We start from the raw sequence: 26,040 nt of genomic DNA, 5'->3' as shown, positions 1-26,040 counted from the left end.
GCCCCGAATCGGATTCGCGGTCATCCACAGATGCTACTTCACCCAAGCAGATATGCAGAACACGTGTTCTAATGGGGCATGCCGTTCACTTCCTACCGATCAGCCCTCGAGCTCGCGCTCGAGGCTGCGTTGGAGCGCGCGGGCATCATCGTCGACGAGCCGGATCCGCTGCCGTCCCTGTTCGCCGCGGGCGAGGCAGCACTGCGCGAGATCGAGTCGCTCGAGGCCGAGAAGGCCCGGCTGGAGGGTCGGCTCGTCGATGCCTACGCGTCGCTGCACACGGTCCTCGAGCAGCAGCAAGAAGTCATCGGACTGTCGAACGGTCCCGTCCCGCTGCGTGCCGACGCCGTCGTGACGCAGGAGATTGCCTGCGCGACAGGCGTCGGCGCCGCGGAGGTGTCACGACGCCTCGAGCTGGCCACCGCACCGCGACGTCACCGTGTGCTGCACGCAGCCCTGCGCACGGGCAGGGTCAGCCTGTACCGGGCGCTGCGCGTGGTCGCCGAGACCCGCCTGCTGGACGACGAGCTGCTTCCCGCGATCGAGACAGCCGTGCTCGCGCCCGCCCCCGACGGGTCGATCGCCTCGCAGCGGTTGTTCTCGGCCAGGCTGCACCGTCTGGTCCGGTCGGCCGACGACCGGTCGGGCGACGAACGCCGCCGGTGCGCCGAGGCGTCACGCAACGCTCATGGCCGGCTCACCGACGACGGCGTCGGCACCTTGACGGTCACGGCACCGGCCGAGACCGTGGTGGCAGTGCTCGATCGGGCGGACGCCATGGCTCGCGCGGCCCGAGCAGCGGGCGACTCGCGCACCCTCGACCAGCTGCGCAGCGATGCCATCTGCTCACTGGCACTCTTCGGCTCCCTTGCGGCTGAGCACAACTCGTTCGGCGCCGCCGTGCCCGCCGCCAGCGTGCGCATCGTCGTGCCGTTCGAGGTCGCGGCCGGTCTCTCGAACGCCGCGTGCGAGCTGCCGGGCCACGGCTGGGTCACCGCGGCCCACGCGCGCCGCATCATGACTGCCGAGGGCTCGGTGTGGCAGCGGCTGGCCGTCGACGTCGACACGGGTCGGACGCTCGAGCTCTCCATCGACCGCTACCGCCCAACCCGCGCCATCGTCGAGCATGTCCGTGCCGTCGACGGCGTGTGTCGCGCGCCAGGGTGTCAGGTCCCCGCCGACCGTTGCGACCTCGACCACCTCGTGCCGTGGCCGCTGGGCGCGACCACCGTGGGCAACGCACAGTCCCTGAGCCGCGGCTGCCACCACCCGAAGACCGCCGGCCTGTGGTCGGCGGCACGCGCGCCCGACGACGGCATCCGGTGGACGACCCTCACCGGCCGTGAGTACGTCGCCTACCCCCGCGACTGGCGGGAGGCCCTCCACGACACGGGCGCGTCACCCCCGTCCCCCGCTCCCCCACCTGACGAGCCGCCTCCGTTCTGAGATCAGAACGTGCCGTCGTGACGGCGAGCGCCCGCCACAACGGCAGCCAGATCGACACCGTGCGCCTGCCGCCCGGTGACGGCGTAGTCGGCCAGCCTCCCGGCAGCCCGCTCGAAGAGACGGCCGGCACCGACCTGGTTGCCCCGCGCCTCGTGCGTCATCGCGACGCACAGCTGCGCCAGGCCCTGCCACAGGTCGCGCTCCTCGTCGGGACCGGCCTTCCACCGTGCCTCGAGGACCTCGTGGGCCGAGAACGGCCGGCCCTCAGCCACCAGCTCGCGCGCCACCCGCAGCGTCTCGTCGGGAGGCAGCGCCTCCTCCGGCACCGGCTCCACGCCGTCGGCGCCGTACGGCAACGGGCGCCCTAGAGCGTCCCGGGGTCGAGCCTGGCGGGCGCGACCCCGGGTGTCGCGGTCGCGATCAGGAGTGGTCACGACCCCAGCCTGTCACTGGACGGAGATGAGCACTGCCTCGCCTCTGGCCGCGGCGTGCGTGTAGAAGTCGCGCAGTCGGGCGACGTTGGGCATGAGGTACGCGTCCAGCACCCCCGGCTCGTCCCACACCTGCGGATAGATGTCGAGCCGCTGCATCTCGCCGGCGTCGAACCGTGCTCGCAGGTCTGCATCACTCACCCTCCCGAGGGCGGCAGCAACCTCTCCGACCGCCTCCGGCTCGAGCAGGCGCGCGGGCCCGTAGCCGTTGTCCTCCCCCACGGGCCGACCGCCCAGGATCGCGCCCCCCGCCGCGCCGGAGTCACCAGCCGTCCAGTCGGTGCCGGTCAGCAGGAAGTGGATGCCGTGCCAGGACTTGTCGAGGTCGAGCCAGATCGGCTCGCTCCCGGGTCGGTCTGAGCCGTCGGCTTCGTCGTCCTCCTCCTCGTCCCAGACCAGCTCCTCCGCCAAGGACTCGTCGGCGTGCAGGCTCGCCAGGAGCTGCTCGTCGAGGGTCCGCGCCACCACCGTCATTCCCATGGGCCCGACCCTAGGGCCCGCCGGCGCTCGGGAGGGGCCGCGACGGCATACCTTGGCGCGCATGAGCACAGGGGACTCGAAGACGACCCAGTCGGCGACGACGGCGGAACCGCAGGGATGGCTCGCGGGGCCCGTGAGCCGAGGGCTCGCACTCGTCCTGCTGGCCGCGAACCTCGTCGTGCTGGGCCTCATGGCGCAGACGCAGGCGGAGGCACTGGAGCGGCTCGAGCGGAACGTCGCGTCACTACCCGCCCCTGACGTATCCACCGAGGCGGACCCAGAGCTCTGCTGGCTCGTCGGTTCCCTCGCCTACGCCTCGGGCCAGGGCGACAAGCTCAAGACGGTGCTCGACACCGCCGGCAGGGACACGCCGTGCGCGACGGACGCGCTGCGGGGGGCCGCGGGAGTCAACCGCTGACAGGGTCCGGACGGCTGGAGGTGGGGGTGGTCGACCTCGTTAGAGTGTCGGTCTCGACACCTACGTGAAGGGGTACCGATGACGAGCCCGGTTCGGCTGGACCTCGACTACCGCGCCCGAGCGTGGAAGCGCCTTGCCACCAAACAGTTCGACGTGCTCGTGATCGGGGGCGGCGTGACCGGCGGCGGCGTCGCGCTCGACGCGGCCACGCGCGGCCTCTCGACCGCCCTCGTGGAGCAGCGTGACTTCGGCTCGGGCACGTCGTCTCGCTCGTCGAAGCTCTTCCACGGCGGCCTGCGCTACCTCGAGCAGATGAACTTCGACCTCGTCCGCGAGGCGCTCAAGGAGCGCGAGCTCATGCTGAGCCGCATCGCGCCGCACCTCGTCAAGCCGGTCTCGTTCCTCTACCCGCTGACGAACCGCGGCTGGGAGCGCCCCTACGTCACCGCGGGCCTGACCCTCTACGACTCCATGGGTGGTGCTCGCTCGGTCCCCCGGCACAGGCAGCTCACCCGCACCGGCGCCCTCAAGCTCGCGCCGGCCCTCAAGCGCGACGCGCTGACCGGCGGGCTGCTCTACTACGACGCCCAGGCCGACGACGCCCGGCACACGTTGACGACGGTCCGCACCGCGGCGGCGTACGGCGCGACGGTGGTCTCGAGCGCGCGCGTCGTCGACCTGCTCCGCGCCGGCGAGCGGGTGGTCGGCGCCGTCGTGGAGGACGTCGAGACGGGCGAGACCGTGCAGGTCAAGGCCTCCGTCGTCATCAACTGCACCGGCGTCTGGACCGACGACATCCAGACCATGGCGGGCGGTCGGGGCCGGTTCCACGTGCGGGCCAGCAAGGGCGTGCACATCGTCGTCGCCCGCGACCGCATCAACTCCGAGACCGGCCTCATCCTGCGCACCGAGAAGTCCGTGCTCTTCGTCATCCCCTGGGGCACGCACTGGATCGTCGGCACCACCGACACCGACTGGGAGCTCGACCGCGCGCACCCGGCGGCCACCCGCGCCGACATCGACTACATCCTCGAGCACATCAACACCGTGCTGAAGGTGCCGCTGAGCCACAGCGACATCCAGGGCGTCTATGCCGGCCTGCGGCCCCTGCTCTCCGGTGAGAGCGAGGACACCAGCCAGCTCTCGCGCGAGCACGCCGTCGCCCGCCCGCAGCCCGGCCTCATCTCCATCGCCGGCGGCAAGTACACGACCTACCGCGTCATGGCCGCCGACGCGGTCGACGCCGCTCGCGAGGACATCGGCGGCGATGTCTCCGACAGCGTCACCGAGTACATCCCGCTCTCGGGCGCCGAGGGCTACGTCGCGCTCGTCAACCAGATCGACCGGCTCGCCCGCCACCAGGACCTCCCCGTCTGGCGCATCACGCACCTGCTCGAGCGCTACGGCTCGCTCGTCCACGAGCTCTTCGCGCTGGCCGAGGACGACCGGTCGCTCTACGAGCCGCTGCCCGGCGCCGAGGAGTACCTCAAGGTCGAGGCCCTGTATGCCGCCACGCACGAGGGTGCGCTGCACCTCGACGACCTGCTCGCCCGCCGCACCCGCATCTCCATCGAGACGCCGAGCCGCGGCATCGACAGCGCCCGCGCGGTCGCCGAGATCGTCGCGCCGGTGCTGGGCTGGGACGCCGACCGGGTCGAGGCCGAGGTGGCCGCGTACGTCGCCCGTGTCGAGGCCGAGCTCGAGTCGCAGAAGGAGCTGGCCGACTCCGAGGCCAACGCCGAGCGGCTCAGCGCCCCCGACGCGCGCCGCATCCCCGTGAGCAGGGCGGGCGACCCGTCCTGACCCTTCTCGCGCGCCGAGTTCCTACACTGACGAGGTGAGGACTCGACGCGGTCTGGCCGCGGTCGCCGTGGCGGCTGCGACGCTGCTCGCGGCCGCCTGCGGCGGGCCGACCCCTTCATCGGCCCCCGGCGCAGTGACCACCTCGCACACCGAGCACTCGACCTCCGCCGCGCCCAGCCCTGCCGCACCCACGCCGCTGCGGGTGGGCGAGTCCCTGCGCTCGGTGGCATCGCCGGTCTCGTACACGCCCCAGGCGCCGACGACGGGCACCGACGACTACCGCTGCTTCGTCCTCGACCCGAAGCTGGCGAAGGACCAGTTCGTCACCGGCTTCGACATCACGCCCGGCCAGCCCGACGAGGTCCACCACGTCATCCTCTTCCGCGTGCCGCCGTCCGCCGTCGACGCGGCCAGGGCTCGCGACGCCGAGAGCGGAGGCAGGGGCTGGACGTGCTTCGGCGGAACCGGGCTCGGCTCCCGCGGCGCGACGCTCGACGACGCGCCCTGGGTCGGCGCGTGGGCCCCCGGCGGCCGCGAGAACGTGCTGCCGGCCGACGTCGGCATCCCCATGCAGCGTGGCTCGCTGCTCATCATGCAGGTGCACTACAACCTGCGCCACGGCGTCACACCCGACCGCACCTCGGTCTCGCTGCGCCTCTCGTCGTCGCCGGGGCTCAAGCCGCTGGAGACGATGCTCTATCCGGCACCTGTCGAGCTGCCCTGTCGCCCAGGGAAGTCCGGATCGCTCTGCGACCGGTCCAAGGCCATCGAGGACGTCACCAGTCGCTTCGGTGCCATGTCGCCTCGCATCGTCAACGGGCTGCTGCTCGTCTGCAACGGCACGGTGCTGCCCTCGCCGGGGCCGACCCAGTCGTGCACCCGCACGGTCGAGGAGGCTGCGACCGTCCGCGCGGTGGCCGGCCACATGCACCTGCTCGGGTCGTCGCTGCGCGTCGAGCTGAACCCCGACACGGCGTCGGCGCGCACCCTGCTCGACATCAAGGTCTGGGACTTCGACAACCAAGGCGCCGTGCCCGTGCCGGCGACGTCGATCAAGCCCGGCGACTCGATCCGTGTCAGCTGCACCCACGACCAGTCGTGGCGCGACAAGCTGCCAGACCTGCAGGGCCTGCCCGAGCGCTACGTCGTCTGGGGTGAGGGCACCACCGACGAGATGTGCCTCGGCCTGCTGAGCGTGACCCGCCCATGAGCGGGAGTCACCGGGAGGCGACGACGGACGTCCTCGTCGTCGGCGGCGCCGGCGTCGACACCATCGTGCGCGTCGACGACCTGCCGGTGCCCCTCGCCGACTCGCACGTCGTGCCGCCCATCGACACGGTCGTCGGCCACACCGGCAGCGGGGTCGCCCTCGGCTGTCACCGGCTCGGCCTCGCCACGTGCTTCGTCGACGTCATCGGCGACGACCACGAGGGCGCCATGCTGCGCGAGCGGTTCGCCCGGGAGGGCGTGCGCTTCGAGCACGTCGTGCACGAGAGCGGCACGCGCCGGGCGGTCAACCTCGTCGACGCCACCGGGCGGCGCATGTCGTTCTACGACCCGCGCCACCCCTACGACCTGGCGCCCGACCCGTCACTCTGGCGCGGCCCCCTCGGCGAGGGCGCGCGGCACGTGCACGCGTCGATCATGCCGTGGACCGTCGGCGCCCTCGCCGACGCAGCCGCTGCCGGCGCGACGACGTCGACCGACCTGCACGACTGGGACGGCCGTAACCCGCACCACCGACCGTTCGCGTATGCCGCCGACCTCGTCTTCGTGTCGGGCTCACGCCTCGGGCCGGCCGAGGACGACGTCGTCGCCGACATCCTCGACCGCGGCCCGGCCCGGCTCGTCGTCGTGATGGACGGCGCCGACGGCAGCCGCGTCACGGTGCGCGAGGGAGGCTCGTTCGCGGTGCCCGCCGTCGAGATCGAGGGACGGCCGGCGGTCGACTCGAACGGCGCCGGCGACGCGTACGTGTCGGCTTTCCTGCACCGGTGGCTCGGCGGCGGTGACGCCCGCGCCGCCGCCCGCGCCGGCACCGTCGCCGGTGCCTGGGCGTGCGGCACCCCCGGGACGCACTCGAGCCTCATCGACGAGGCCGAGCTCGGTCGCCGGACGGCTGCCGCCTTCGGCGGTGCGGGCCGAGGATGAGGCCCAGCCCGCTCCGCGACAGGTCTCAGGCCGAGGGGGCCTCGCCCGACTGGTCGCCCGCGATGTTGACGAGCCAACCGATGCCGAACTTGTCGGTCAGCTGCCCGAACTCGTCGCCCCACATCTGCTTCTCGAGGGGCATCGAGACGTTGCCGCCCTCGGAGAGCTTGTCGAAGTAGCCGCGCAGCTCGTCGGAGTCGTCGCCGCTGAGGCTGACGGTGATGTTGTTGCCGGGCTCGTAGCTCATGCCCTCGGGAGTGTCGGACGCCATGATCGTGTAGCCGCTGGGCGTCTCGAGCTGGGCGTGCATGACGTTGTCGGCGCCGGGGCCGGTGTCGCCGTACTGCCCGAACGTGCTGACGTTGAGCTCACCGCCGAAGACGGACTTGTAGAACTCCATCGCGTCGCGGGCGGTGTCCTTGAAGCTGATGTAGGGGTTCAGGCGGGAAGACATGTGACCGTGCTCCTCTCGGGGAATGGGTGTCTCTCACCCTAGGACCGGCGTCCGACACCGAGGTGGCGTTCGGAGGAACAGGAGCCGTCAGTACGACCGTCGCGAGCGCCCGGCCCCCCGGGTCGACCCGAGGGGCGCCTGTCGTCGCCCGTCGTCGGTCGGGCCGAGCCCGCCCTGGCAGCCGGGGCAGTAGAACATCGTGCGCTCACGCGTCGGCTCGCCGATGGGGGCGACCCGCACCGTGGTGCCGCAGCGCCGGCACGGCCGTCCGCTGCGGGCGTGCACGTAGTGGGCCTCGCCGAGCTGGTAGCTGCCGGTGCTCGACTGCAGGGCGTGGCGGCGGCCGTTGTCGATGAGCCGGTGCGCGCGGCTCACCACGCGCTCGACGACGTCGCGGTCCAGCTCGCTCGTCGGCGTCCACGGCGGCATGCGCTCGAGGAAGAGCGTCTCGGCGCACCACATGGTGCCCACGCCGGCGAGGTTGCGCTGGTCGAGCAGGGCCTGACCCAGCGGCTGGCCGGAGCCCAGCACGTTGTCGACGGCTCGGGGCAGGTCCCAGTCAGGGCCGAGCACATCGGGGCCGAGGTGCCCGACGAGCTCACCCTCGCGCGCCGTCGGCACGAGGTCGAGCATGCCCAGGCGCAGCCCGAGCGCGGTCCAGTCCTCGGCGGAGACGAGGGCCCGCAGCTGCGGGTTGCGGCGCCACCGCTCGGCGAGACCGGGCGTCGCCTCGACGCGCCACTGGCCCTCCATCCGCAGGTGGGAGTGCAGCGTGAAGCCACCCTCGACGCGGTGCAGGATGTGCTTGCCGCGGCTGACCACCTCGAGCGTCGTGCGGCCGGACAGGTCGGCGGTCGCGATCTCGCCGGGCCAGCGCAGGTCGGACTCGACGATGACCCGGCCGGCGAGCGCCTCGTTGAGGCGCGTCGCCGTCCGCCAGACGGTGTCCCCCTCCGGCACGGCACCTCCTCGTTCGCTGGTGATGGCTCGCTGCGCAATGGGCCGCTGGCACACGCTGTCGGCCCGGTGCTGGCGCGCCGACCCATGCCACGCCCGCAGGCCCGGTGCCATCGTGACAAAACGGACATCGACGAGGATGCCCCGGACCGGAGGCGACGATGACTTCGACGCGAACACTCACCCTTCCCGTACCCGCCAGAGCCGTCCGAGCGGTCGGAGTGCTGCTCGCCCTCGCGGTGACGGTGGCGACGACTCTCGTCGTGGGGGCGGCGCCTCCGGCGCAGGCCGCCACGCTCCAGCAGGTGGCGAGCTTCGGCAGCAACCCGGGTGCGCTGACGATGTTCAGCTACCGCCCGGACGGCTGCCCTCCGGCGCACCGGTCGTCGTCGAGCTCCACGGCTGCACGCAGGACGCGACGACCTACTTCACGAACTCCGGCTGGCGCACCTTCGCCGACCGCCACGGCTTCGCCCTGCTGCTCGCGCAGCAGAGCAGCAGCAACAACTCGAACAAGTGCTTCAACTGGTTCGAGCCCGGCGACATCACGCGCGGCCAGGGCGAGGCCGCGAGCATCGCCCAGATGGTCGACTACGCCGTCGCGAACTACGGCAGCGACTCCCGACGCGTCTACGTCACGGGCCTCTCCGCCGGTGCGGCCATGACCGCCGTCGTGCTCGCCGCATACCCCGACAAGTTCGCGGGCGGCTCGATCAACGCCGGCATCCCCTACAGGTGCGCGACCTCGATGACCGCCGCGTTCTCGTGCATGAACCCGGGCGTCGACAAGACGCCCGCCGCCTGGGGTGACCTCGTGCGGGGTGCGTATGCCGGCTGGTCGGGTGCGCGACCGAAGGTGGCCATCTGGCACGGCCAGTCCGACACCACCGTCGCCCCGCTGAACGGCGTCGAGCTGCGCGACCAGTTCACGAACGTGAACGGCGTCTCGCAGACACCGACCTCGACCGGCACCATCGCGCCGGGGGTGACGTGGGAGGACTACGGCGGCCGCGTGCGACTGACGAAGGTCGCCGGCATGAGCCACGGCACCGCCGTCGACCCCGGGACCGCCGCGAACCAGTGCGGCACCGCCGGGGCGTACTTCATCGACACGGTGTGCGCCGCGTACTACGACGTCGCCTTCTTCGGCCTCGACGGCGGCACGCCGCCGACCTCGACCGGCACGACGACAACGACGGCGACGCCCTCACCGACGACCACCACCACGTCGACACCGGCGCCGACGTGCATCACGTCGAGCAACTACGACCACGTCGTGGCCGGACGTGCCTACCAGTCGGGTGGCTACGCCTATGCGGTCGGCTCGAACCAGAACCTGGGCCTCTACAACACCTTCTACACGGCGACCCTGAAGCAGAGCTCCCCCGGCTACTGGGAGAGGTGCTAGGCGCAGGCGGGGCGCACCTCAGCGGCGCAGGCGCAGACCTCGTGGCGTCATGTGGAACCCGGCCTGCGAGAGCGCCTGCACGAGAGGGTGTCCCGAGCCGAGCACCGAGGCGCCGTCGGCCTTCTCGACGGTGAGCCGGCCGAGGGCGCCCTCTCGCACGGCGAGGGCGAGGGCGTCGGCGGCACCCTGGAGCCGGTCGGGGTCGTCGGACCAGCACAGCATCGTCTTGCCGCCCCGCTCGACGTAGAGCACGAGGTCGCCGTCGACGAGGACGACGAGCGCACCGGCCTTGCGGCCGGGCTGGTGTCCCTTGCGCCGGGAGCCCTTGCCGGAGTCGTCGGTGGCCGCACCGTCCGAGGACGAGTCGTCCGTCGCGTCGGTGACACCACGCTCGGGCCAACCGATGGCGGCTCCGTAGGGGTTGGCGGGGTCGCTCGCAGCGAGCACGAGGGCGGGCGGGCCGGTGCGTTCGGGGCGGTTGCGACGGTCGCCGCGTCGGGCCGGTTGCGACGGCGTCAGCCACTCGTCGCCCTCCGCAGGGTCGACGCGGTGGCCGCCGCCGCTGTCGGCGCCGGCGCTGTCCGCTCCCGGTAGTCGCGACATGGACCGCAGCCGGTCGACGGCCCCGGTCGACGCGAACTGCGACGCGCCGAGTCCCTCGACGAAGTAGCCGCGGCGCACCTTGCCCGCCTCCTCGGCTGCCACGAGCACACGGTAGACCGCGGCGAAGCCACCGGGCACGTCCTCGGTGGCGACGGAACCGCGGGTCAGCACGCCGTAGCGGTCGAGGAGCAGCTCGGCGTTGGTGACGGCGCGCACCGTGGGGTCGGTCTCGGCGGCCGGCAGCGCCGTCCAGCGCCCCACACCCGTCGACGGCCCCGACCCGACCGCACGCCCGGCGGCGAGCGCCTTGGAGGTCGCGGCGTCCTCGGCGGCCTCGACCTGCGCAGACGTCGTGCCCGCGAGCGGGCCACGGAGAGAGCCGAACCGGCCGAGTGAACCCCGCCGGCCGGCATACCTCGTGGAGCGGGGTCCAGAGGTGGTGCGCTTGTGCGCGGTGCGGCCGCCGGCGAGGAGCGCGCGCAGCGGCGCGATGGTGTCGTTCGTGATGCGGCCCGACCACAGCAGGGACCACAGGGCGTCGTTGAGCTCGGTGTCACCGAGGCCCACGCGCGTCGACAGGGCCCGGAAGAAGTACGCGCCACCGCCCTCCAGCGCGTCGAGCACGGCCTGCTCGGCGTCGGTGAGGTCGACGACCTCGGGCGGTGTGAGGGTGAGGTGGGCGGCGTCGGCCAGGTGCAGGCTGACCCAGCCGTCGTCGCCGGGCAGCGAGCCGTGACCGCGCCACACGACCTCGCCCGAGCTCATCACCTCGTCGAGCAGGGCGGGGGTGTAGCCGGCCACGCGCGCGGGCAGCACGAGCGACTCGAGCGCGCTCGCCGGCACCTCGGCTCCCGTCAGCTGCTCGACGGCACGCAGCAGCCCCTCTCGCCCGCGCAGGCCACCGCCGACGCCCTGCCACTGCGGCAGGAACCGCGCGAGGTCGGCCTGGGCGACCGGCTCGACCTCGTGGCGCAGTGCGGCGAGCGAGCGGCGGCGGAGCAGGCGCAGCACCTCGGCGTCGCAGAACTCGGGGCCGTGGCCGCCGCCGTTCTCGGTGGGCAGCAGCTCACCCTCGACGACGCGACCGGCCGACACGAGCCGGCGCAGGGCGTCGTGGACGACGGCCGGGCCCACGCCCCACCACGCGGCGACCGTCTGCACGGCGAAGGGACCGTGGGTGCGGGCGAACCGCGCGACGAGGTCGGCGAGCGGGTCGGGCACCGACTCGAGGAACGCCTGCGGCACGCCGACGGGCAGCGCGGTGCCCAGGGCGTCGCGCAGCCGGGCGGCGTCCTCGATGGCGGCCCAGCGGTCCTCGCCGCCGACGCGCACGGCGATGACCCGGCGCGCCGCCTCGAGCTCGGTGAGCGCGGACTCGACCGCGGCGGGCTCGAAGCCCTCGGCCGCGCGGGCCACGACGTCGCGCAGCGAGAGCGGGCCGAGAACCCGCAGCAGGTCGGCGACGTCCTCGGCGTCGCGGGCGCCGCGCTCGGGCGTGAGCCGCTGCAGCTCGGCCTCGGTGCGGGCGACAGCCTCGGGGTCGAGCAGGTCGCGCAGCGCGAGCGCCTCGCCCTGACCGAGCAGCTCGGACAGCAGCGAGGGGTCGAGCGCCAGCGCCGCCGCCCGACGTTCGGCGAGGGGTGAGTCGCCCTCGTAGAGGTACTGCGCGACGTAGCCGAAGACGAGCGACTTCGCGAAGGGGCTCGGCTGGCTCGACTCGACGTCGACGACCTTGACCGACCGCGAGCGGATGTCGGTCATCAGCTCGACGAGACCCGGCACGTCGAAGACGTCCTGCACGCACTCGCGCACTGCCTCGAGCACGATCGGGAACGAGGGGTACTGGCTGGCCACCTCGAGGAGCTGGGCGGCCCGCTGCCGCTGCTGCCACAGCGGCTGGCGGCGGTCGGGGCGGCGACGCGGCAGGAGCAGGGCGCGCGCCGCGCACTCCCTGAACCGCGCTGCGAACAGGGCCGACCCGCCGATCTCCTGGGTGACGAGCTCGCTGACCTCCTCGGGCTCGAGGGTGACGAGCTCGACGAGCTGCTGGCCGACGGCAGCGCCGTCGTCGAACTCGAGGTCGGGCAGGCGGAAGACGATGCCGTCGTCGCCGTGCATCGCCTGGACGTCGATGCCGAAGCGCTCGCGCATGCGGGCGGCCACGCAGAGCGCCCACGGCGCGTGCACCTGCCCACCGAACGGCGACAGCACGGCGACCCGCCAGTCGCCGATCTCGTCGCGGAAGCGCTCGACGACGATGGTGCGGTCGTCGGGGACGTGCCGCGTGGCCTCCTTCTGCTCGGTGAGGTAGCCGATGAGGTTGTCGGCCGCCCACTCGTCGAGCCCTGCCGCGGTGACGCGCTCGCGGGCGCGCTCAGGCGTGAGGCCGACGAGCTCGCGGACGAAGCCGCCGAGGGCGCGGCCGAGCTCGGCCGGCCGGCCCTGCTGGTCGCCCTTCCAGAACGGCAGCCGGCCGGCCTGGCCGGGGGCCGGCGTGACGAGGACGCGGTCGTGGGTGATGTCCTCGATGCGCCACGTCGACGTGCCGAGCGTGAAGACGTCGCCGACGCGCGACTCGTAGACCATCTCCTCGTCGAGCTCGCCGACCCGGCGACCGGGGCCCTCGCCTGACGCGAGGAAGACGGCATACAGGCCGCGGTCGGGGATGGTGCCGCCGCTCGTGACGGCGAGGCGCTGGGACCCGCGGCGGCCGCTCAGCGTGTCGGTGACGCGGTCCCAGACGATGCGCGGGCGCAGCTCGGCGAACTCGTCGGACGGGTAGCGGCCCGCGAGCATGTCGAGCGTCGCCTCGAGGACGGAGCGCGGCAGCGACGCGAAGCTCGCCGAGCGACGGACGAGGGCCTCGACGTCGGCGACGGTCCAGTCGTCGAGCGCGCACATCGCGACGACCTGCTGCGCCAGCACGTCGACGGGGTTGGCGGGGATGCGGAGCGACTCGATGGCGCCGGCCCGCATGCGCTCGACGACGACGGCCGTCTGGACGAGGTCGCCGCGGAACTTCGGGAACAGCACGCCCTGGCTGACCGCGCCGACCTGGTGACCGGCGCGGCCCACACGCTGCAGGCCGCTCGCCACCGAGGGCGGGCTCTCGACCTGGATGACGAGGTCGACGGCTCCCATGTCGATGCCGAGCTCGAGGCTGCTCGTGGCGACGACGGCGGGCAGGCGTCCGGCCTTGAGGTCCTCCTCGATGGCGGCGCGGTGCTCCTTGCTCACCGACCCGTGGTGCGCGCGGGCGAGCACCGCGGGCGCGCCACGCGAGGCACCGGACTGCGCCATGACCTGTGCCGGCGGCTGCGTCGACAGCGCCGCGAGGTTCGGCGACGGCAGTCCCTCCTGCTCGGCGAGACGTTCCTCCCAGATCTCGTTGAGCCGGGAGGTCAGGCGCTCGGCGAGGCGCCTCGAGTTGGAGAAGACGATGGTCGAGCGGTGCTCGGCGATGAGGTCGACGATGCGCTCCTCGACGTGCGGCCAGATGCTCGCCTGGGGCGCGTTGCCCGCGGCCGGGCCCGAGAGGTCGGGCACCCCCGGCGAGATCTCGGCAGCTGCCCCAGACAGCTCGCCCATGTCGGGCACGGGGACGACGACGTCGAGGTCCCACTGCTTGGTCGACGCGGGCTGCACGATCTCGACCGGACGGCCGCCGGCGAGGTAGCGCGCGACCTCCTCGACCGGGCGCACCGTCGCGGAGAGGCCGACCCGCTGGGCCGGCTTGGGCAGGATCGCGTCGAGGCGCTCGAGGCTGAGGGCCAGGTGCGCGCCGCGCTTGGTGCCGGCGACGGCGTGGACCTCGTCGACGATGACCGTCTCGATGCCCTTGAGCGCCTCACGCACCGACGAGGTCAGCATGAGGAAGAGCGACTCGGGCGTCGTGATGAGGATGTCGGTGGGGGTGCGCGCGAACGCGCGACGCTCGTTGGCGGGGGTGTCACCCGATCGGACGCTGACGCTGATGTCGGGCGGCGGCAGCTCGAGCCGGGTGGCGGCGTGACCGATGCCGACGAGCGGCGCCCGCAGGTTGCGCTCGACGTCGACGGCGAGCGCCTTCATGGGCGAGACGTAGAGCACGCGGCACCGCTCGAGGCGCTCCTCGGGCACCGGCTCGCTCGCCATCCGGTCGATGGCCCAGAGGAACGCCGAGAGGGTCTTGCCCGAGCCGGTGGGCGCGACGACGACGCAGTGGTGCCCCGAGCTGATGGCGTCCCACGCACCCTCCTGGGCGGTCGTGGGCGCGCTGAAGCTGCTCCGGAACCACTCTGCGGTCGCCGGAGAGAACCGCTCGAGCACGTCGGCTCGCTTGCTTCTCGCCATCGGGGCCAGCCTGCCATCCGGCGCCGACACGCGCCGCGCAGCACCGTCAGACGGCTGCGGCGACCTGCCGCTCGAGCGGCTCGAACATCGCCGCCTCCTCCTCCGGACGCAGCGCGGTCGGGCCGTAGAGCCAGTCGACGAACGAGTAGTCGCGCACGTCGCGGTCGCGCATGACGTGGTTGCGCCACAGCCGGTCCTCGCCGGTGAGGTGCCACAGCCGCCCCCACGCCCGCGCCGTGGTGAGGACACGCCGACAGTGCTCGGGACGCACCGCCTGGTACGCCGCCAGCGCGGTGTCCCAGTCGAGCGTGCTGCCGTCGGCACCGGCGTCGAGCTGGGCGCCGACGTGCTCGGAGAGCACCCAGGCGTCCTCGATCGCCATGACCGCGCCCTGGGCGAGGTACTGCAGCGGCGGGTGGGCGGAGTCGCCGGTGAGGGCGATGCGGCCGACGACCCACTGGTCGATCGGGTCGCGGTCGTACATCCGCCACCACTTGTCGCGCCACATGAGCGGCAGACCGGCGCGCACGTTGTCGCAGGTCTGGTCGAAGGCGGCGTCGAGCTCGTCGGGGGTTCCCCAGTCCTCCTCTCCCGCAAGGGCCTTCGGGGACTCGAAGACGGCGACCTGGTTGAACATCTCGCCGCCACGCAGCGGGTACTGCACGAAGTGGCACTTCGGCCCGACGTAGACGACGACGTCGCCGAGAGCGATGTCGAGCTGCTCGACCTGACCCATCGGCACGGCACCGCGGTAGGCGACGTACGCCGACGAAACCGGCTGGTCGTCGGAGATGAGCTTCCTTGCGACGGAGTGCAGTCCGTCCGCGGCGATGACGACGCGTGCTGCCTCCCGCCCGCCCGCGTGCACGACGGTTGCGCCATCCGACCCCTGCTCGTATGCCGTGACCGCCACGTTCGTGACGAGGTCGACACCCGCGCGCTCGCAGGCCCGGAGCAGCGTGCCGTGCAGGTCGCTGCGGTGGATGACGACGTAGGGGAACCCGTAGCGCTCGCGCGCGTCGCCGAGATCCAGCCGGGTCAGCTCGGAGCCGTCGACCGCGTCGCGCATGACGAGGTTCTCGGGCACGACGCCCAGGGCGACGACCTCGTCGAGCAGGCCCCACTGGTCGAGGATCCTGGTGCAGTTCGGGGCGATCTGGAGGCCGGCGCCGACCTCGCCGAACTCGGCAGCCCGTTCGAGCACGCGCACGCGCAGTCCCTTGCGGGTGAGGGCGAGCGCGTTGGCGAGGCCGCCGATGCCGCCTCCGACGACGATCGCTTCGATGCCGTCGACCGGCTGGGTGGGGTTGTGGTGGATGGTCATCTCGACTCCTTCGTCGTCAGGGCGTTCAGCGGGTTCAGGGGGCTTCGCGTGGTCAAAGCCACGGCGGCAGGACCGGGACCGCGCCCCCGTCGGAAGTGAGGCCGGTGTGCTCGCGGCCGGTCGCGTACGCGGCGAGCTGGGCGAGCGGTCCGCGCACGTGGACCGGCTCTCCTGCGCCCACGACGGGCCAGGCCGTGCTGCGCGGCGTGCCGTCGACGGAGTCGGTGGGGTCGGTCGAGACGAGCACCACGGCCGGGCCGTCGGCGCTGCGGGACCGCTTGGCCGCGACGTCGTGCAGCACCTCGAGGAGGAAGTCCGTCGGCAGGTCGTCGAACCCGACGCCACCGTCGAGGTCGACGGCGTGCACCATCACCTCCCGGGTGCGCATCCACGGCACCTCCGTCGCCGGGACGGTGCGTCCCTGCGCCGTGCGCACGAGCCGGGTCCAGCCCGCTCCGTCGAGGACCCCCAGGGCCGTGTCGAGCGCGGCAGCGCTCTCGGAGAACCACTCCCGCAGCCGGGCAGGGGCGAGGAGCGACCCCTTCTCGATGGCGGCCCCACGCTGCTCCGGGGACGCGTACATCGGCGTCTCGACGTCCGTGCGCGCCCACGTCGCGAGGTTGACGAGCGCCTCCGCGTTCGCCGCGACGTGGGCGACGACGTGCGCCCGGGTCCAGCCGGCGAGCGCGGTCGGATCGGCGAAGGACGCGTCGTCCAGGCCGTCCAGGGCCCGCTGGAACAAGGCCGTGCCGGCGGCGACGAGGTCGCGCGACCAGAGCAGCGTGGGCGACATCAGCTGCGCCCGTCCGCGACGACGACGTTCTCGCAGCGGCCGAGGCCCTCGATCTCGGTGACGACCTTCTGGCCGGCCTCGAGGTAGCGGGCGGGCTTGCGGGCGTGACCGACCCCGCCCGGGGTGCCGGTGGCGATGACGTCGCCGGGGCGCAGCGTGATCATCGTCGAGAGGTACTCGACGAGGGCCACGGGGTCGAAGAGCAGGTCGCCGGTCGTGTCCTCCTGGACGACCTCGCCGTCGACCTCGGCCCGGATGGCGAGGGTCGGGCGCACGCCGCCGGGCAGCTCGTCGGGCGTGACGAGCCACGGGCCGAGCGGCGTCGTCGACTCCCAGTTCTTGCCCTGCAGCCACTCCTTCGTTCGGAACTGCCAGTCGCGGGCGGTGATGTCGTTGAGCACCGCGAAGCCGGCGATGGCGGCCTCCGCCTCGGCGGTGCTGGCGCGGCGCACCGTCGCACCGATGACGACGGCGAGCTCGGCCTCCCAGTCGAACTGGTCGGTCTCGTCGGGGCGCAGGATGTCGTCCTCGGCACCGACGAGGGTGTCGGCGTACTTGCTGAAGATCGTCGGGTACTCCGGCAGGTCGCGTCCCATCTCGAGGATGTGGTTGCGGTAGTTGAGCCCGACGCAGAAGATCTTGCCCGGTCGCGGCACGACGGGGGCGTATGCCGCCTGGCCGGCTTCGGGCGCAGGTGCACCGGCCTCGGAGCCCGCGGCGATCTCACGCCAGTCCGGCTGCGCCAGAAGGGCACCGACGTCGGGGACGCCGAGGGGCACGAGCACCGGGCCCTCGACGCGTACGGCCTGGGTGGCGCCGTCGGCGGTGCGGACGGTGGCGAGCTTCATCAGATGGTTCCTTCGGTCTCGGTGCGGAAGAGGTTGAGGCGCTCGAAGATCGGCGCGTCGGAGAAGCGGAAGAGGTCGAGGGCGCCCGAGTCGGAGTCGGACGTGGAGGCCTCGGAGCGGACGGAGAGCGGCTGCCAGGAGGGGACGACGAAGAGGTCGCCGCGCGTCACCGACCAGCTGAAGTCTCCGACCGTGACCGTGCCGGCACCGTCGAAGACCTGGTAGACGGACGAGCCCGTCTCGCGGACCGGGTCCGTCTCGGTGCCGGATGCGACGCGGTGGAACTCGGTGCGGATCGTCGGCAGCACGTCGCCCCCGTTCGTCGGGTTGGTGAAGCGGATCGCGGCGTGGCCGTGCTCGACGGTGCCGCCGAAGCCCTCGGCCTCGAGCTCGAGCTGGTCGGTGAGGGCGCGGTCGGTGTCCTCCCAGCGGTAGCAGAGCAGGGGCGAGCCGGGCGTCGACCCGAGCTGGGACACCGGCGCGATGCCGGGGTGGCCCCAGAGGCGCTGCGAGCGGGAGCGCTCGGGCGTGGTGCGCTCCTCGTCGGAGATCTCATCGCGGCCGAACTCGAAGAACTGTGCCTCGACCTCGTACTGGAACGGGATGTCGAGACCGTCGATCCACGCCATCGGCCGGTCCGCCGCGTTGTGGTGGGCGTGCAGGTTCCAGCCGGCCTGCGGCAGGAAGTCGCCGCGGCGCATGGGCACCGGGTCGCGGCCGACGACGGTCCACACGCCCTCGCCCTCGACGACGAAGCGGAACGCGTTCTGCGTGTGCCGGTGCTCGGGGGCGTCCTCCCCCGGCATGAGGTACTGGATCGCGGCCCAGAGGGTCGGGGTGGCGTACGGCTTGCCGCCGAGCGACGGGTTGGCCAGCGCGATCGCGCGGCGCTCCCCGCCACGGCCGACGGGCACGAGGTCACCGGCGCGGCCGGCGAGCTCGAGCAGCGTCGCCCACTCCCAGCGGTGCGGCTGGGCCTTGGATCGCGGGTGCGGGGGCATGAGGTCGCCGATCTCGGTCCAGAGCGGCACGAGCAGCTCCTTCTCGAAGCCGCGGTAGAGGTCCTCGAGCTCGGGCGTCACGGTCGGCTGGTCGGGGGCGTCGACGGCGGCGAGGCTCACCGGGCTGGACGGGCTCACCGAGGAGGCGGAGGAGGGTGCGGACATCGTCGTTCCTTTCAGTGGACGAGCTCGGCCGGGGCGCCCACCGAGGTGACGCGGGCGGCGGGACGGGTGGCCAGGAGCGTGACGAGCAGGAGCAGTGCGGCCACACCGGCCGCGATCGAGAAGGCGAGGAAGTTGCTGCCGACGCCGAGGTTCGCGGCGAGCAGCCAGCCACCGACCTGGGGTGCGAGCACCGCACCGATGCGGCCGACGCCGAGGGCGAAGCCGAGCGACGTGCCGCGCAGCGCGGGCGGGTAGTGGTTGGCGACAGCGGCGATGATGAGGCACTGGGTGCCGTGGGTGCCGACGCCGGCGAGGATGAGGGCGCCGTAGACCGGCAGCAGGTCGCTCGGGTAGGTCAGCAGGAAGGCCAGGCCCATGGCCGCGGCGGCGGCCGCCCAGATCGCGCTCTTGAGCGGACCGAAGCGCATGCCTGCCCACGCGGTGACGACCGAGCCGAGCACGGCGCCGAGGTTGAGGGCGAGGAGGAAGTGCAGCGGCTGGCCCATGTCGAACCGGGCGTCGGAGGCCATGAGCTTGGGCAGCCAGGTGCCGAGGCCGTACCACGCGAAGAGGGTGGCGACCGTGGCGACGGCGAAGAGCACGGTGGGGCGCAGCCACTGGCCGCTGAGGATCGAGCGGAAACCGGGGCGGTGGTGACCTGCGGCACGGCTCTCGACGGCGTCGTGGACCAGGCCGTAGCGGGCCTCGACGGCGACCGCCTCGTCGACCCGGCCACGGGTGCGCAGCCACGTCGGCGACTCCGGCAGGAGGGCGGCGCAGAGCGGCAGCAGGACGACGACCGCGAGGACGGCGACGGCATACATGGACCGCCAGCCGTGCTGGGGCAGCAGCCACAGGCCGACGAGGGCGGCCGCGGAGCCGCCGATGGGCACGCCGGACATCATGATCGTCGAGACCGCGGAGCGGCGCCGGCGCGAGACGAACTCGGAGGTGAGGGCGTTGGCGGAGGGTACGAGGCCACCGAGGCCGAGGCCGGCCACGAAGCGGAACGCCCCGAAGGCCTCGGGCCCGGTGGCGACGGCGCAGAGGGCCGTGAAGACGGAGAACCAGAGGGTGCACCAGAGGATCGTGCGGCGGCGGCCGAGCCGGTCGGCGAGGTAGCCGGCGCCGAGCGCACCGACGAGCATGCCGGCGAAGGCGAGGCTGCCGATGAAACCCGCGGAGGCTGGAGTCAGGCCCCAGCCACGCTCCTTGAGCAGGGACGGGATCGTGGTGCCGTAGACGATGAGGTCGTAGCCGTCGAAGACGACGATGAGCCAGCAGAGGAGCGTGACCAGCCAGGCGGGGCGGCTGGAGAGCCGCCGGGCGGGGGCCGGGAGCGAGAGTGAGGGCGTCGTTGCCATGCCGACCATGGTGGGATCGTTCGACATGGCAGAACGAGACAATTCTGCATGGCAGAATCAAGGAGTCCCACATCCCGGAGACGAGCGAGGATCACCCGCATGACCACGGGCCTGAAGACGAAGCCGCAGTACGCCCTTCGTAGCGTCGACCACGCCCTGCAGCTCGCCGTCATCCTGCAGGTCGAGGGTCCGCAGACCGTCTCCGACGTCGCCGAGCGGCTCGGCGTCGCCCGCTCGACCGCGCACCGGCTGCTGTCCATGCTCGTCTACCGCGACTTCGCCCGGCAGGGCGCCGACCGCCGCTACCACGCCGGCCCCGTCATCTCCCTCGAGGCCGACTCGCGCAGCCACACCGCGCTGCTCCGGGCCGTCGCGCTCCCCCACCTGCAGGTGCTCGTCGACCGGGTCGAGGAGTCGGCCAACCTCATGGTCCTCGCGGGCGACCACGCCCGGTTCGTCGCCTCGGTCGAGTGCCACCAGTCGCTGCGCGTGGGCGACCGTGAGGGCATGGTCTTCCCGGCCCACCTCGCCTCGGGCGGCAAGGTGATGCTCGCCGACCTGCCTCCCGACGAGCTGGCGGCGCTCTTCACGGAGGACCGGTGGGAGGGCCGCGAGGCCCAGCGCCCGGACGTCACCGCCGTCGGCAGGGACCTGGCGGGCGTGCGGCGCCGCGGCTTCGCCATCAACAAGGACCGCACCGAGACGGGCGTGACCGCGATCGGTCGCGGTGTCCGCATCGGCGAGCGCACCGACGCGGCCGTGACCGTGTCGATGCCGACGGTGCGCTTCCGCGAGGACCGCCTCGTCGACATCGTCAGCGCTCTCGCCCTGACGACCCGCGACATCGAGCGGGACATGGAGCAGGCGCTGCGCGTCGAGCCTGCCTGACGGGCGTCAGTACGCCGGCAGCTCGCCCTCGCCCGGCGTCACCCGCAGGTCGGCCTCGTCGATGCGCACGTCGTTGATGCTCGCCTCCCGCCGGCGCATGTAGCCGAGGTCGTCGAACTCCCACTGCTCGTTGCCGTACGAGCGCCACCACTGCCCGTCGGCGTCCTGCGACTCGTACTGGAACCGCACCGCGATCCGGTTGTCCTCGAACGCCCAGAGGTTCTTGCGCAACCGGTACTCGCGCTCGCGGTCCCACTTGCGGCGGAGGAACTCCACCACCTGCTCGCGTCCGACGAGGTGCTCGTCGCGGTTGCGCCACTCGGTGTCCTCCGTGTAGGCGCCGGCGACGCGCTCGGGGTCACGGGTGTTCCAGGCGTCCTCGGCCGCCTGCACCTTCTGGCGCGCGGTCTCCTCGGTGAACGGTGGCAGCGGCGGACGGGGGTCCATGAGTTCAGCGTCGCACCTCACGGTGCGAGCCGTCGAGGCGGCGCGTCCAACCCCTGCCGTCGAGGTGCTCGAGCAGCGGGATGACCGTGCGCCGCGTGGATTCGAGCGCCATCCGCGCCTCACTCGTCGTGAACGGCTGTGGCAGTGAGGCGAGCACTCGCATGGCACGGGCCGGCGTGGCCGGCAGCAGCACGACGTCGTCGCCGAGCCGCAGCAGACGCCCGGCCCGCACGGCGGCGGCGACCTCTCGGGCGCCGAGGCCGTACGCCTGCAGCTCGCGTTGCTCGGGCGCGGCGAAGGGCTGGTCGGCGAGGCGTGCCTCGAGGGTGCGCAGCGCCGCGTCGACCTTCTCGGGCAGCGCCTCCCGGTGGCCCGGTGCGCCGACACGGCCGTCGCGCACCTCGAGGCCTGCGTATGCCGTCAGGTCGGGCAGGAGCGACCGGTCCGGCACGTCGGCGGCTGCGCGAGCGGCCTCGAGCGTCAGGGTCGCGTCGAGTGGATCGCGAGCGGCCTTGTGCTCCAATGCCTCTCGTAGTCGGTCGGCCCACTGCTCCCAGGTCTCGTCGGTCACCAGCCACCGCCCGCGCCGCGCGACGTTGGAGGCCGGACGGGCGCCGTCGGGCACCGTCGCACCGAGCGCGAGCGCGGCGTCGACGGTCATGGCGCCGCGTCGCCCGACCTCCTGCTCCAGGCTCGGCCCGGCGTGCTGGCGGGCCACCACCGCGGCGCGCACTGCCGCGGCGCCCCGCCGGGTCAGGGGCGGCGGGTCGGCGTCGACGACGACGGCGCCGTCGATGCGCCGCGACCCGGGGTCGCGGAGGATGAGGCGGTCGCCGGCGGTCAGGGGCAGCGGGCCGGGGAGAGCGAGGCGCACGGCGGTCCCACCGAGCGGCCGCAGCCGCGCCTCGACCGCCGTGGTGCCGACGTGGACCATGACGTGGAGCGGCAGCCGGGTCTGCACGTCCTCGGCCAGGCGCACGTCGAGCCGGGTGGTCGTCGGCCAGGCGCCACGGGTGAGCAGCAGGTCGCCGCGCCGGACCTCCTCGGCGGCGATCCCGCGGAGGTTGACCGCCACGCGGGCGACCGCGGCGACAGCGTCGTGCGGCTGCTCGAGCGACTGAAGGCCCCGCACGGTGACGTGCCGCTCGCGCCCCGAGGCGTCGTGCACGACGAGCTCGTCGCCCGTGCGGATCGTGCCCTCGCCGAGGGTTCCGGTGACGACGGTGCCGGCGCCGCGGATGGTGAACGACCGGTCGACCCAGAGGCGGGTGCGGCCCTCGACGACGGGTGCGGGCAGCCCGGCGACCAGGGCGTCGAGCGACTCGCGCAGCTCGTCGAGGCCCGTGCCGGTGCGGGCCGAGACCGCGACTGCCGGGCACCCAGCCAGCGATGAATGACCAACGCGCTCAATGGCATCCGACATGGCCGGAGCGGGGTCGGCGAGGTCGCTGCGCGTCACGACGACAAGTCCGTGGGTGAGGCCCAGCGCGTCGACGGCCGCGAGGTGCTCCGTCGTCTGCGCGCGCCACCCCTCGTCCGCAGCGACGACGAGCAGCACCGCCGGGACCGGGCCCAGCCCGGCGAGCATGTTGCCGATGAAGCGCTCGTGGCCCGGGACGTCGACGAACGCCACCTGCTCGCCCGAGGGGAGCGTCGTCCACGCGTACCCGAGGTCGATGGTGAGGCCGCGGCGGTGCTCCTCGGCCCACCGGTCGGGCTCGATGCCGGTGAGCGCCCTGACGAGCGTCGACTTGCCGTGGTCGACGTGACCCGCGGTGGCGATGACGCGCACGTCAGTCGCCGCGAGCCAGGGCCGCCAGCACGGCTCGCTCGATGTCACCGTCGGAATCCGCTGGGACACAGCGCAGGTCGACGAGGCACCTCCCGCGCTCGACCCGGGCCACGACCCCGGGATCACCGGTGCGCAGGCGCTCGGCGCACTGCTCGGGCAGGGCGACCGCCCAGCCGGGCAGCGGCACCCCGGGCGCCCCGCCCCCACCGACGCGCCCCTCGACCTGCACCACCGCACCGCCCACGGCCTCGGCGAGCCGCTCGGCGCGGGACCGCAGCCGGTCCGGTTCGGCGTGGAGGTAGGCGGTGACCGGGGGCACCGGCCCGCGCAGCGTCGCCTCGAGGGCAGCCAGGGTCAGCTTGTCGACACGCAGCGCCCGGGCCAGCGGGTGCCGGCGCAGGCGCTCGACCGTATCGGAGTCACCGAGCACGAGTCCGGCCTGCGGGCCGCCGAGCAGCTTGTCGCCGCTGGCCGTGACGACCGTGGCGCCCACCGCGAGCGTCGAGGCGGCGTCGGGCTCGTCGGGCAGCAGCGGGTCGTGCCGCAGCAGCCCGCTGCCGATGTCGACGACGAGCGGCACCCGCGCACCGTCGGGGCTCGTGACCCCGGCGAGCTGCTCGACCGAGGCTGCGCTCGTGAAGCCCTCGACCCGGAAGTTGCTCGGGTGCACCTTGAGGATGCACCCGGTGTCGGGACCGACCGCGGCGACGTAGTCGTCGACGGTGGTGCGGTTGGTCGTGCCGACCTCGCGCAGCCGCGCGCCGGTGGACTCGATGAGGTCGGGCAGCCTGAAGCCGTCGCCGATCTCGACCATCTCGCCGCGGCTGACGAGCACCTCGCGTCCGGCCGCGAGCGCCGTCGTGGCGAGCACGAGCGCGGCGGCGCCGTTGTTGACGACGAGCGCGCCGCTGGCGGCGGGCACGGCGTCGCCCAGGGCAGCCAGGGTGCCGCGACCGCGCCGGGCCCGCGCACCGGTGGCCACGTCGTACTCGACGTCGACGTAGCCTGCGGCAGCGGTCACCGCCTCGATCGCCGCCGCCGACAACGGAGCCCGGCCGACGTTGGTGTGCACGACCACCCCTGTCGCGTTGAGGAGCGGCCGCAGGGTCGTCGCGCGGGACGGCAGGGCCGCGCGCGCGGCGTCGGCGACCTCGCCGGGCTCGATCTCCCCGGTGCGGGCCCGGCCCTGCGCCACGCGTACGGCGGCCTTGACGACGTCGGCGCCGTGCCGCGTGACCGCGGCGGCGAGCACCGGGTCGGCGAGCAGCGCGTCGGTGCGCGGGATGCGCCGCCGTGGGTCGGTCTGCGTCACGCCGCCCTCCTCGAAAAGTGCTGTGGCGGAGGTGGACGGGAATCGAACCCGCCAGACCGAGATGCTCGGTCTCACCGGTTTTGAAGACCGTGGGGACCACCAGGTGCCCAGACACCTCCACGGGCCACCGTACCCATCGCGTGCTCGGGCCACTCGCCGACCTACGGTGTGGGTATGAGCGGGCTCGTGGAGCAAGTGAGACTGACCCAGTTCGCGCACGGCGGGGGCTGTGCCTGCAAGATCCCGCCGGGCGAGCTCGAGGAGATGGTGCGCGACCTCACGGGCGCGAGCCACCCCGACCTGCTCGTCGGCCTCGACTCCGGGGACGACGCGGCGGCCGTGCGCATCGAGGGCGGGGTGGCGGTGCTCGCGACGGCCGACTTCTTCACCCCCGTCGTCGACGACCCGTACGACTGGGGACGCATCGCCGCAGCCAACGCCCTCTCCGACGTGTACGCGATGGGTGGCCGCCCGGTGCTCGCCGTCAACCTGCTCGGCTGGCCGCGCGGCGTCCTCCCGATCGAGCTCGCGGCGGAGGTGCTGCGCGGCGGCCTCGACGTCGGGCGCCTCGCGGGCTGTCCCGTCGCCGGCGGCCACAGCATCGACGACCCCGAGCCGAAGTACGGCATGGCGGTGACGGGCATCGCCGACCCGGAACGCCTGCTGCGCAACGACGCCGCCGTCGCCGGACTACCGCTCAGCCTCACCAAGCCGCTCGGGGTCGGCGTGCTCAACAACCGGCACAAGGCGACCGGCGAGGTGTTCCCGCACGCGGTCGCGTCGATGGTGGCCCTCAACGACGTCGCGAGCCGGGCTGCCGTTGCGGCCGGCGTGCGCGCGGCGACGGACGTCACGGGCTTCGGCCTGCTGGGCCACCTCTACAAGATGGCCCGCGCCTCGGGAGTCTCAGCCGTCGTCGACGCGGCGGCCGTGCCCTATCTCGACGGGGCCCGCGAGTCGCTCGCGGCGGGCTTCGTGCCCGGCGGCAGCCGCCGCAACCTCGACTGGGTGCGACCGCACCTCGACGCGAGGGTCGGTGACGACGAGCTCGTGCTGCTCGCCGACGCCCAGACGAGCGGCGGCCTCCTCGTCGCCGGCGAGGTGCCCGGCGGCATCGTCGTCGGTGAGCTCGTGCCCCGCGGCGATCACGTGATCAGAGTCCGGTGAGCAGGGTCGACGACGCGCTGCAGGAAGCTCGTCGCCTCCTCGACCGCCTCACGCCCGAGGAGGCGTGGGCGGAGGCACGCTCCGGCGCACTCCTCGTCGACACGCGTACGGCAGCACAGCGCGCCCGACAGGGAGACCTGCCGGGCGCCCTCGTCATCGACCGCACCGTGCTCGAGTGGCGCCTCGACCCCACCAGTCCGGTGCGGATCCCCGAGGTGCACGACGCGGGCGTGCGCGTCGTCGTCATCTGCCGCCAGGGCTACAGCAGCTCCTTCGCCGCCGAGTCGCTGCGGCGCATCGGACTGGGCCGGGCCACTGACGTCGTCGGAGGGGTCGAGGCATGGCTCGCGGCCGGGCTGCCGCTGTCAGCCGACCCCGCCGACGTACGCGAGTAGC

The 26,040-nt window shown here is 73.3% G+C and carries 22 protein-coding genes and 1 tRNA gene; 9 read left to right on the top strand and 14 right to left on the bottom strand.

Annotation, left to right across the window (positions count from 1 at the left end; translation table 11 throughout):
• Window positions 1–78: 78 nt before the first annotated feature.
• Window positions 79–1,446 (top strand): HNH endonuclease signature motif containing protein, encoded by a 1,368-nt coding sequence (locus ACYVNR_RS16905; RefSeq protein ID WP_461049565.1) that lies wholly within the window; start codon window positions 79–81, stop codon window positions 1,444–1,446.
• Window positions 1,447–1,448: 2 nt separating this feature from the next.
• Here ACYVNR_RS16905 and ACYVNR_RS16900 read toward each other — a convergent pair whose 3' ends face one another.
• Both ACYVNR_RS16900 and ACYVNR_RS16895 read right to left on the bottom strand, forming a co-directional pair.
• Window positions 1,449–1,880: a DUF309 domain-containing protein gene (locus ACYVNR_RS16900; RefSeq protein ID WP_461049563.1), complete on the bottom strand. Its 432-nt coding sequence runs from the start codon at window positions 1,878–1,880 to the stop codon at window positions 1,449–1,451.
• Between the two features lie 12 nt (window positions 1,881–1,892).
• Complete coding sequence (locus ACYVNR_RS16895) at window positions 1,893–2,417, bottom strand: YfbM family protein (protein ID WP_461049561.1); 525 nt, start codon at window positions 2,415–2,417, stop codon at window positions 1,893–1,895.
• 61 nt (window positions 2,418–2,478) lie between these two features.
• Here ACYVNR_RS16895 and ACYVNR_RS16890 point away from each other — a divergent pair, with 61 nt between their 5' ends.
• The 4 genes from ACYVNR_RS16890 (at window position 2,479) to ACYVNR_RS16875 (ending at window position 6,789) form a co-directional block, all read left to right on the top strand.
• The gene (locus ACYVNR_RS16890; RefSeq protein WP_461049559.1) at window positions 2,479–2,835 is read left to right on the top strand and encodes a hypothetical protein; all 357 of its coding nucleotides are present in this window, start codon (window positions 2,479–2,481) and stop codon (window positions 2,833–2,835) included.
• 78 nt (window positions 2,836–2,913) lie between these two features.
• Window positions 2,914–4,638, top strand: coding sequence for a glycerol-3-phosphate dehydrogenase/oxidase (locus tag ACYVNR_RS16885; RefSeq protein WP_045189942.1), 1,725 nt, complete (start codon window positions 2,914–2,916; stop codon window positions 4,636–4,638).
• A gap of 34 nt (window positions 4,639–4,672) precedes the next feature.
• Entirely contained in the window at window positions 4,673–5,848 is a 1,176-nt protein-coding gene (locus ACYVNR_RS16880) for a hypothetical protein (RefSeq protein ID WP_461049557.1), read from the top strand.
• The gene (locus ACYVNR_RS16875; protein WP_461049555.1) at window positions 5,845–6,789 is read left to right on the top strand and encodes a carbohydrate kinase family protein; all 945 of its coding nucleotides are present in this window, start codon (window positions 5,845–5,847) and stop codon (window positions 6,787–6,789) included. The genes ACYVNR_RS16880 and ACYVNR_RS16875 overlap by 4 nt, the downstream gene beginning before the upstream one ends.
• Window positions 6,790–6,814: 25 nt before the next feature.
• Here the strand turns inward: ACYVNR_RS16875 and ACYVNR_RS16870 are convergent, their stop codons facing one another.
• Window positions 6,815–7,243, bottom strand: coding sequence for a VOC family protein (locus ACYVNR_RS16870; protein ID WP_045189936.1), 429 nt, complete (start codon window positions 7,241–7,243; stop codon window positions 6,815–6,817).
• Between the two features lie 87 nt (window positions 7,244–7,330).
• A complete protein-coding gene (locus tag ACYVNR_RS16865; protein ID WP_461049553.1) occupies window positions 7,331–8,203 on the bottom strand; it encodes a DNA-formamidopyrimidine glycosylase family protein in 873 nt (290 codons plus the stop codon).
• A gap of 136 nt (window positions 8,204–8,339) precedes the next feature.
• On the opposite strand from ACYVNR_RS16865, the gene ACYVNR_RS16860 reads away from it, so the two are divergent.
• Window positions 8,340–9,608, top strand: a complete 1,269-nt coding sequence (locus ACYVNR_RS16860; protein ID WP_461049551.1) for an extracellular catalytic domain type 1 short-chain-length polyhydroxyalkanoate depolymerase — start codon at window positions 8,340–8,342, stop codon at window positions 9,606–9,608.
• 18 nt (window positions 9,609–9,626) lie between these two features.
• Here ACYVNR_RS16860 and ACYVNR_RS16855 read toward each other — a convergent pair whose 3' ends face one another.
• The 6 genes from ACYVNR_RS16855 to ACYVNR_RS16830 are packed head-to-tail and all read right to left on the bottom strand — an operon-like array spanning window position 9,627 to window position 20,038.
• The gene (locus ACYVNR_RS16855; protein ID WP_461049549.1) at window positions 9,627–14,543 is read right to left on the bottom strand and encodes an ATP-dependent helicase; all 4,917 of its coding nucleotides are present in this window, start codon (window positions 14,541–14,543) and stop codon (window positions 9,627–9,629) included.
• A gap of 46 nt (window positions 14,544–14,589) precedes the next feature.
• Window positions 14,590–15,867, bottom strand: coding sequence for an FAD-dependent monooxygenase (locus ACYVNR_RS16850; RefSeq protein ID WP_461049547.1), 1,278 nt, complete (start codon window positions 15,865–15,867; stop codon window positions 14,590–14,592).
• Window positions 15,868–15,919: 52 nt separating this feature from the next.
• The gene (locus tag ACYVNR_RS16845; RefSeq protein WP_461049545.1) at window positions 15,920–16,660 is read right to left on the bottom strand and encodes a maleylpyruvate isomerase family mycothiol-dependent enzyme; all 741 of its coding nucleotides are present in this window, start codon (window positions 16,658–16,660) and stop codon (window positions 15,920–15,922) included.
• Window positions 16,660–17,508 carry a fumarylacetoacetate hydrolase family protein gene (locus ACYVNR_RS16840; protein WP_045189922.1) on the bottom strand — a complete coding sequence of 283 codons (849 nt, stop codon included), beginning with the start codon at window positions 17,506–17,508 and terminating at the stop codon, window positions 16,660–16,662. Before ACYVNR_RS16840 ends, ACYVNR_RS16845 begins: the two co-directional genes overlap by 1 nt.
• Complete coding sequence (locus ACYVNR_RS16835) at window positions 17,508–18,674, bottom strand: cupin domain-containing protein (RefSeq protein WP_461049543.1); 1,167 nt, start codon at window positions 18,672–18,674, stop codon at window positions 17,508–17,510. Before ACYVNR_RS16835 ends, ACYVNR_RS16840 begins: the two co-directional genes overlap by 1 nt.
• A gap of 11 nt (window positions 18,675–18,685) precedes the next feature.
• Window positions 18,686–20,038 carry an MFS transporter gene (locus tag ACYVNR_RS16830; protein WP_461049541.1) on the bottom strand — a complete coding sequence of 451 codons (1,353 nt, stop codon included), beginning with the start codon at window positions 20,036–20,038 and terminating at the stop codon, window positions 18,686–18,688.
• Window positions 20,039–20,137: 99 nt separating this feature from the next.
• Between ACYVNR_RS16830 and ACYVNR_RS16825 the strand changes: the two genes are divergently transcribed.
• On the top strand, window positions 20,138–20,926 hold the full coding sequence (locus ACYVNR_RS16825) for an IclR family transcriptional regulator (RefSeq protein WP_045189918.1): 789 nt from the start codon (window positions 20,138–20,140) through the stop codon (window positions 20,924–20,926).
• Between the two features lie 6 nt (window positions 20,927–20,932).
• Here ACYVNR_RS16825 and ACYVNR_RS16820 read toward each other — a convergent pair whose 3' ends face one another.
• From ACYVNR_RS16820 to ACYVNR_RS16805, 4 genes are all read right to left on the bottom strand, one after another.
• Window positions 20,933–21,373 (bottom strand): nuclear transport factor 2 family protein, encoded by a 441-nt coding sequence (locus tag ACYVNR_RS16820; protein ID WP_461049539.1) that lies wholly within the window; start codon window positions 21,371–21,373, stop codon window positions 20,933–20,935.
• Between the two features lie 4 nt (window positions 21,374–21,377).
• Complete coding sequence (selB, locus tag ACYVNR_RS16815; RefSeq protein WP_461049537.1) at window positions 21,378–23,213, bottom strand: selenocysteine-specific translation elongation factor; 1,836 nt, start codon at window positions 23,211–23,213, stop codon at window positions 21,378–21,380.
• The gene (gene selA / locus ACYVNR_RS16810) at window positions 23,167–24,477 is read right to left on the bottom strand and encodes an L-seryl-tRNA(Sec) selenium transferase (protein ID WP_461049535.1); all 1,311 of its coding nucleotides are present in this window, start codon (window positions 24,475–24,477) and stop codon (window positions 23,167–23,169) included. The genes selB and selA overlap by 47 nt, the downstream gene beginning before the upstream one ends.
• A 23-nt stretch (window positions 24,478–24,500) precedes the next feature.
• Window positions 24,501–24,596: transfer RNA gene (locus ACYVNR_RS16805), tRNA-Sec, on the bottom strand.
• Between the two features lie 55 nt (window positions 24,597–24,651).
• On the opposite strand from ACYVNR_RS16805, the gene selD reads away from it, so the two are divergent.
• Together selD and ACYVNR_RS16795 are read left to right on the top strand one after the other, a co-directional pair.
• Entirely contained in the window at window positions 24,652–25,644 is a 993-nt protein-coding gene (gene selD, locus ACYVNR_RS16800) for a selenide, water dikinase SelD (RefSeq protein WP_045189911.1), read from the top strand.
• Window positions 25,641–26,039 carry a rhodanese-like domain-containing protein gene (locus tag ACYVNR_RS16795; RefSeq protein ID WP_461049532.1) on the top strand — a complete coding sequence of 133 codons (399 nt, stop codon included), beginning with the start codon at window positions 25,641–25,643 and terminating at the stop codon, window positions 26,037–26,039. Before selD ends, ACYVNR_RS16795 begins: the two co-directional genes overlap by 4 nt.
• The last annotated feature ends 1 nt before the right edge of the window (window position 26,040 follow it).

This window comes from Terrabacter koreensis (assembly GCF_054783315.1).
The sequence above is the reverse complement of the archived record's forward strand: the minus strand, read 5'-3'. Positions and strand labels throughout refer to the sequence as shown.

Excerpts from the sequence above, each read along its gene's own strand:
- ACYVNR_RS16905 (WP_461049565.1), top strand. The coding sequence starts at position 79 with ATGCCGTTCACTTCCTACCGATCAGCCCTCGAGCTCGCGCTCGAGGCT.
- ACYVNR_RS16895 (WP_461049561.1), bottom strand. The coding sequence starts at position 2,417 with ATGGGAATGACGGTGGTGGCGCGGACCCTCGACGAGCAGCTCCTGGCG.
- ACYVNR_RS16890 (WP_461049559.1), top strand. The coding sequence starts at position 2,479 with ATGAGCACAGGGGACTCGAAGACGACCCAGTCGGCGACGACGGCGGAA.
- ACYVNR_RS16885 (WP_045189942.1), top strand. The coding sequence starts at position 2,914 with ATGACGAGCCCGGTTCGGCTGGACCTCGACTACCGCGCCCGAGCGTGG.
- ACYVNR_RS16875 (WP_461049555.1), top strand. The coding sequence starts at position 5,845 with ATGAGCGGGAGTCACCGGGAGGCGACGACGGACGTCCTCGTCGTCGGC.
- ACYVNR_RS16870 (WP_045189936.1), bottom strand. The coding sequence starts at position 7,243 with ATGTCTTCCCGCCTGAACCCCTACATCAGCTTCAAGGACACCGCCCGC.
- ACYVNR_RS16860 (WP_461049551.1), top strand. The coding sequence starts at position 8,340 with ATGCCCCGGACCGGAGGCGACGATGACTTCGACGCGAACACTCACCCT.
- ACYVNR_RS16855 (WP_461049549.1), bottom strand. The coding sequence starts at position 14,543 with ATGGCGAGAAGCAAGCGAGCCGACGTGCTCGAGCGGTTCTCTCCGGCG.
- ACYVNR_RS16850 (WP_461049547.1), bottom strand. The coding sequence starts at position 15,867 with ATGACCATCCACCACAACCCCACCCAGCCGGTCGACGGCATCGAAGCG.
- ACYVNR_RS16845 (WP_461049545.1), bottom strand. The coding sequence starts at position 16,660 with ATGTCGCCCACGCTGCTCTGGTCGCGCGACCTCGTCGCCGCCGGCACG.
- ACYVNR_RS16840 (WP_045189922.1), bottom strand. The coding sequence starts at position 17,508 with ATGAAGCTCGCCACCGTCCGCACCGCCGACGGCGCCACCCAGGCCGTA.
- ACYVNR_RS16835 (WP_461049543.1), bottom strand. The coding sequence starts at position 18,674 with ATGTCCGCACCCTCCTCCGCCTCCTCGGTGAGCCCGTCCAGCCCGGTG.
- ACYVNR_RS16830 (WP_461049541.1), bottom strand. The coding sequence starts at position 20,038 with ATGGCAACGACGCCCTCACTCTCGCTCCCGGCCCCCGCCCGGCGGCTC.
- ACYVNR_RS16825 (WP_045189918.1), top strand. The coding sequence starts at position 20,138 with ATGACCACGGGCCTGAAGACGAAGCCGCAGTACGCCCTTCGTAGCGTC.
- ACYVNR_RS16820 (WP_461049539.1), bottom strand. The coding sequence starts at position 21,373 with ATGGACCCCCGTCCGCCGCTGCCACCGTTCACCGAGGAGACCGCGCGC.
- selD (WP_045189911.1), top strand. The coding sequence starts at position 24,652 with ATGAGCGGGCTCGTGGAGCAAGTGAGACTGACCCAGTTCGCGCACGGC.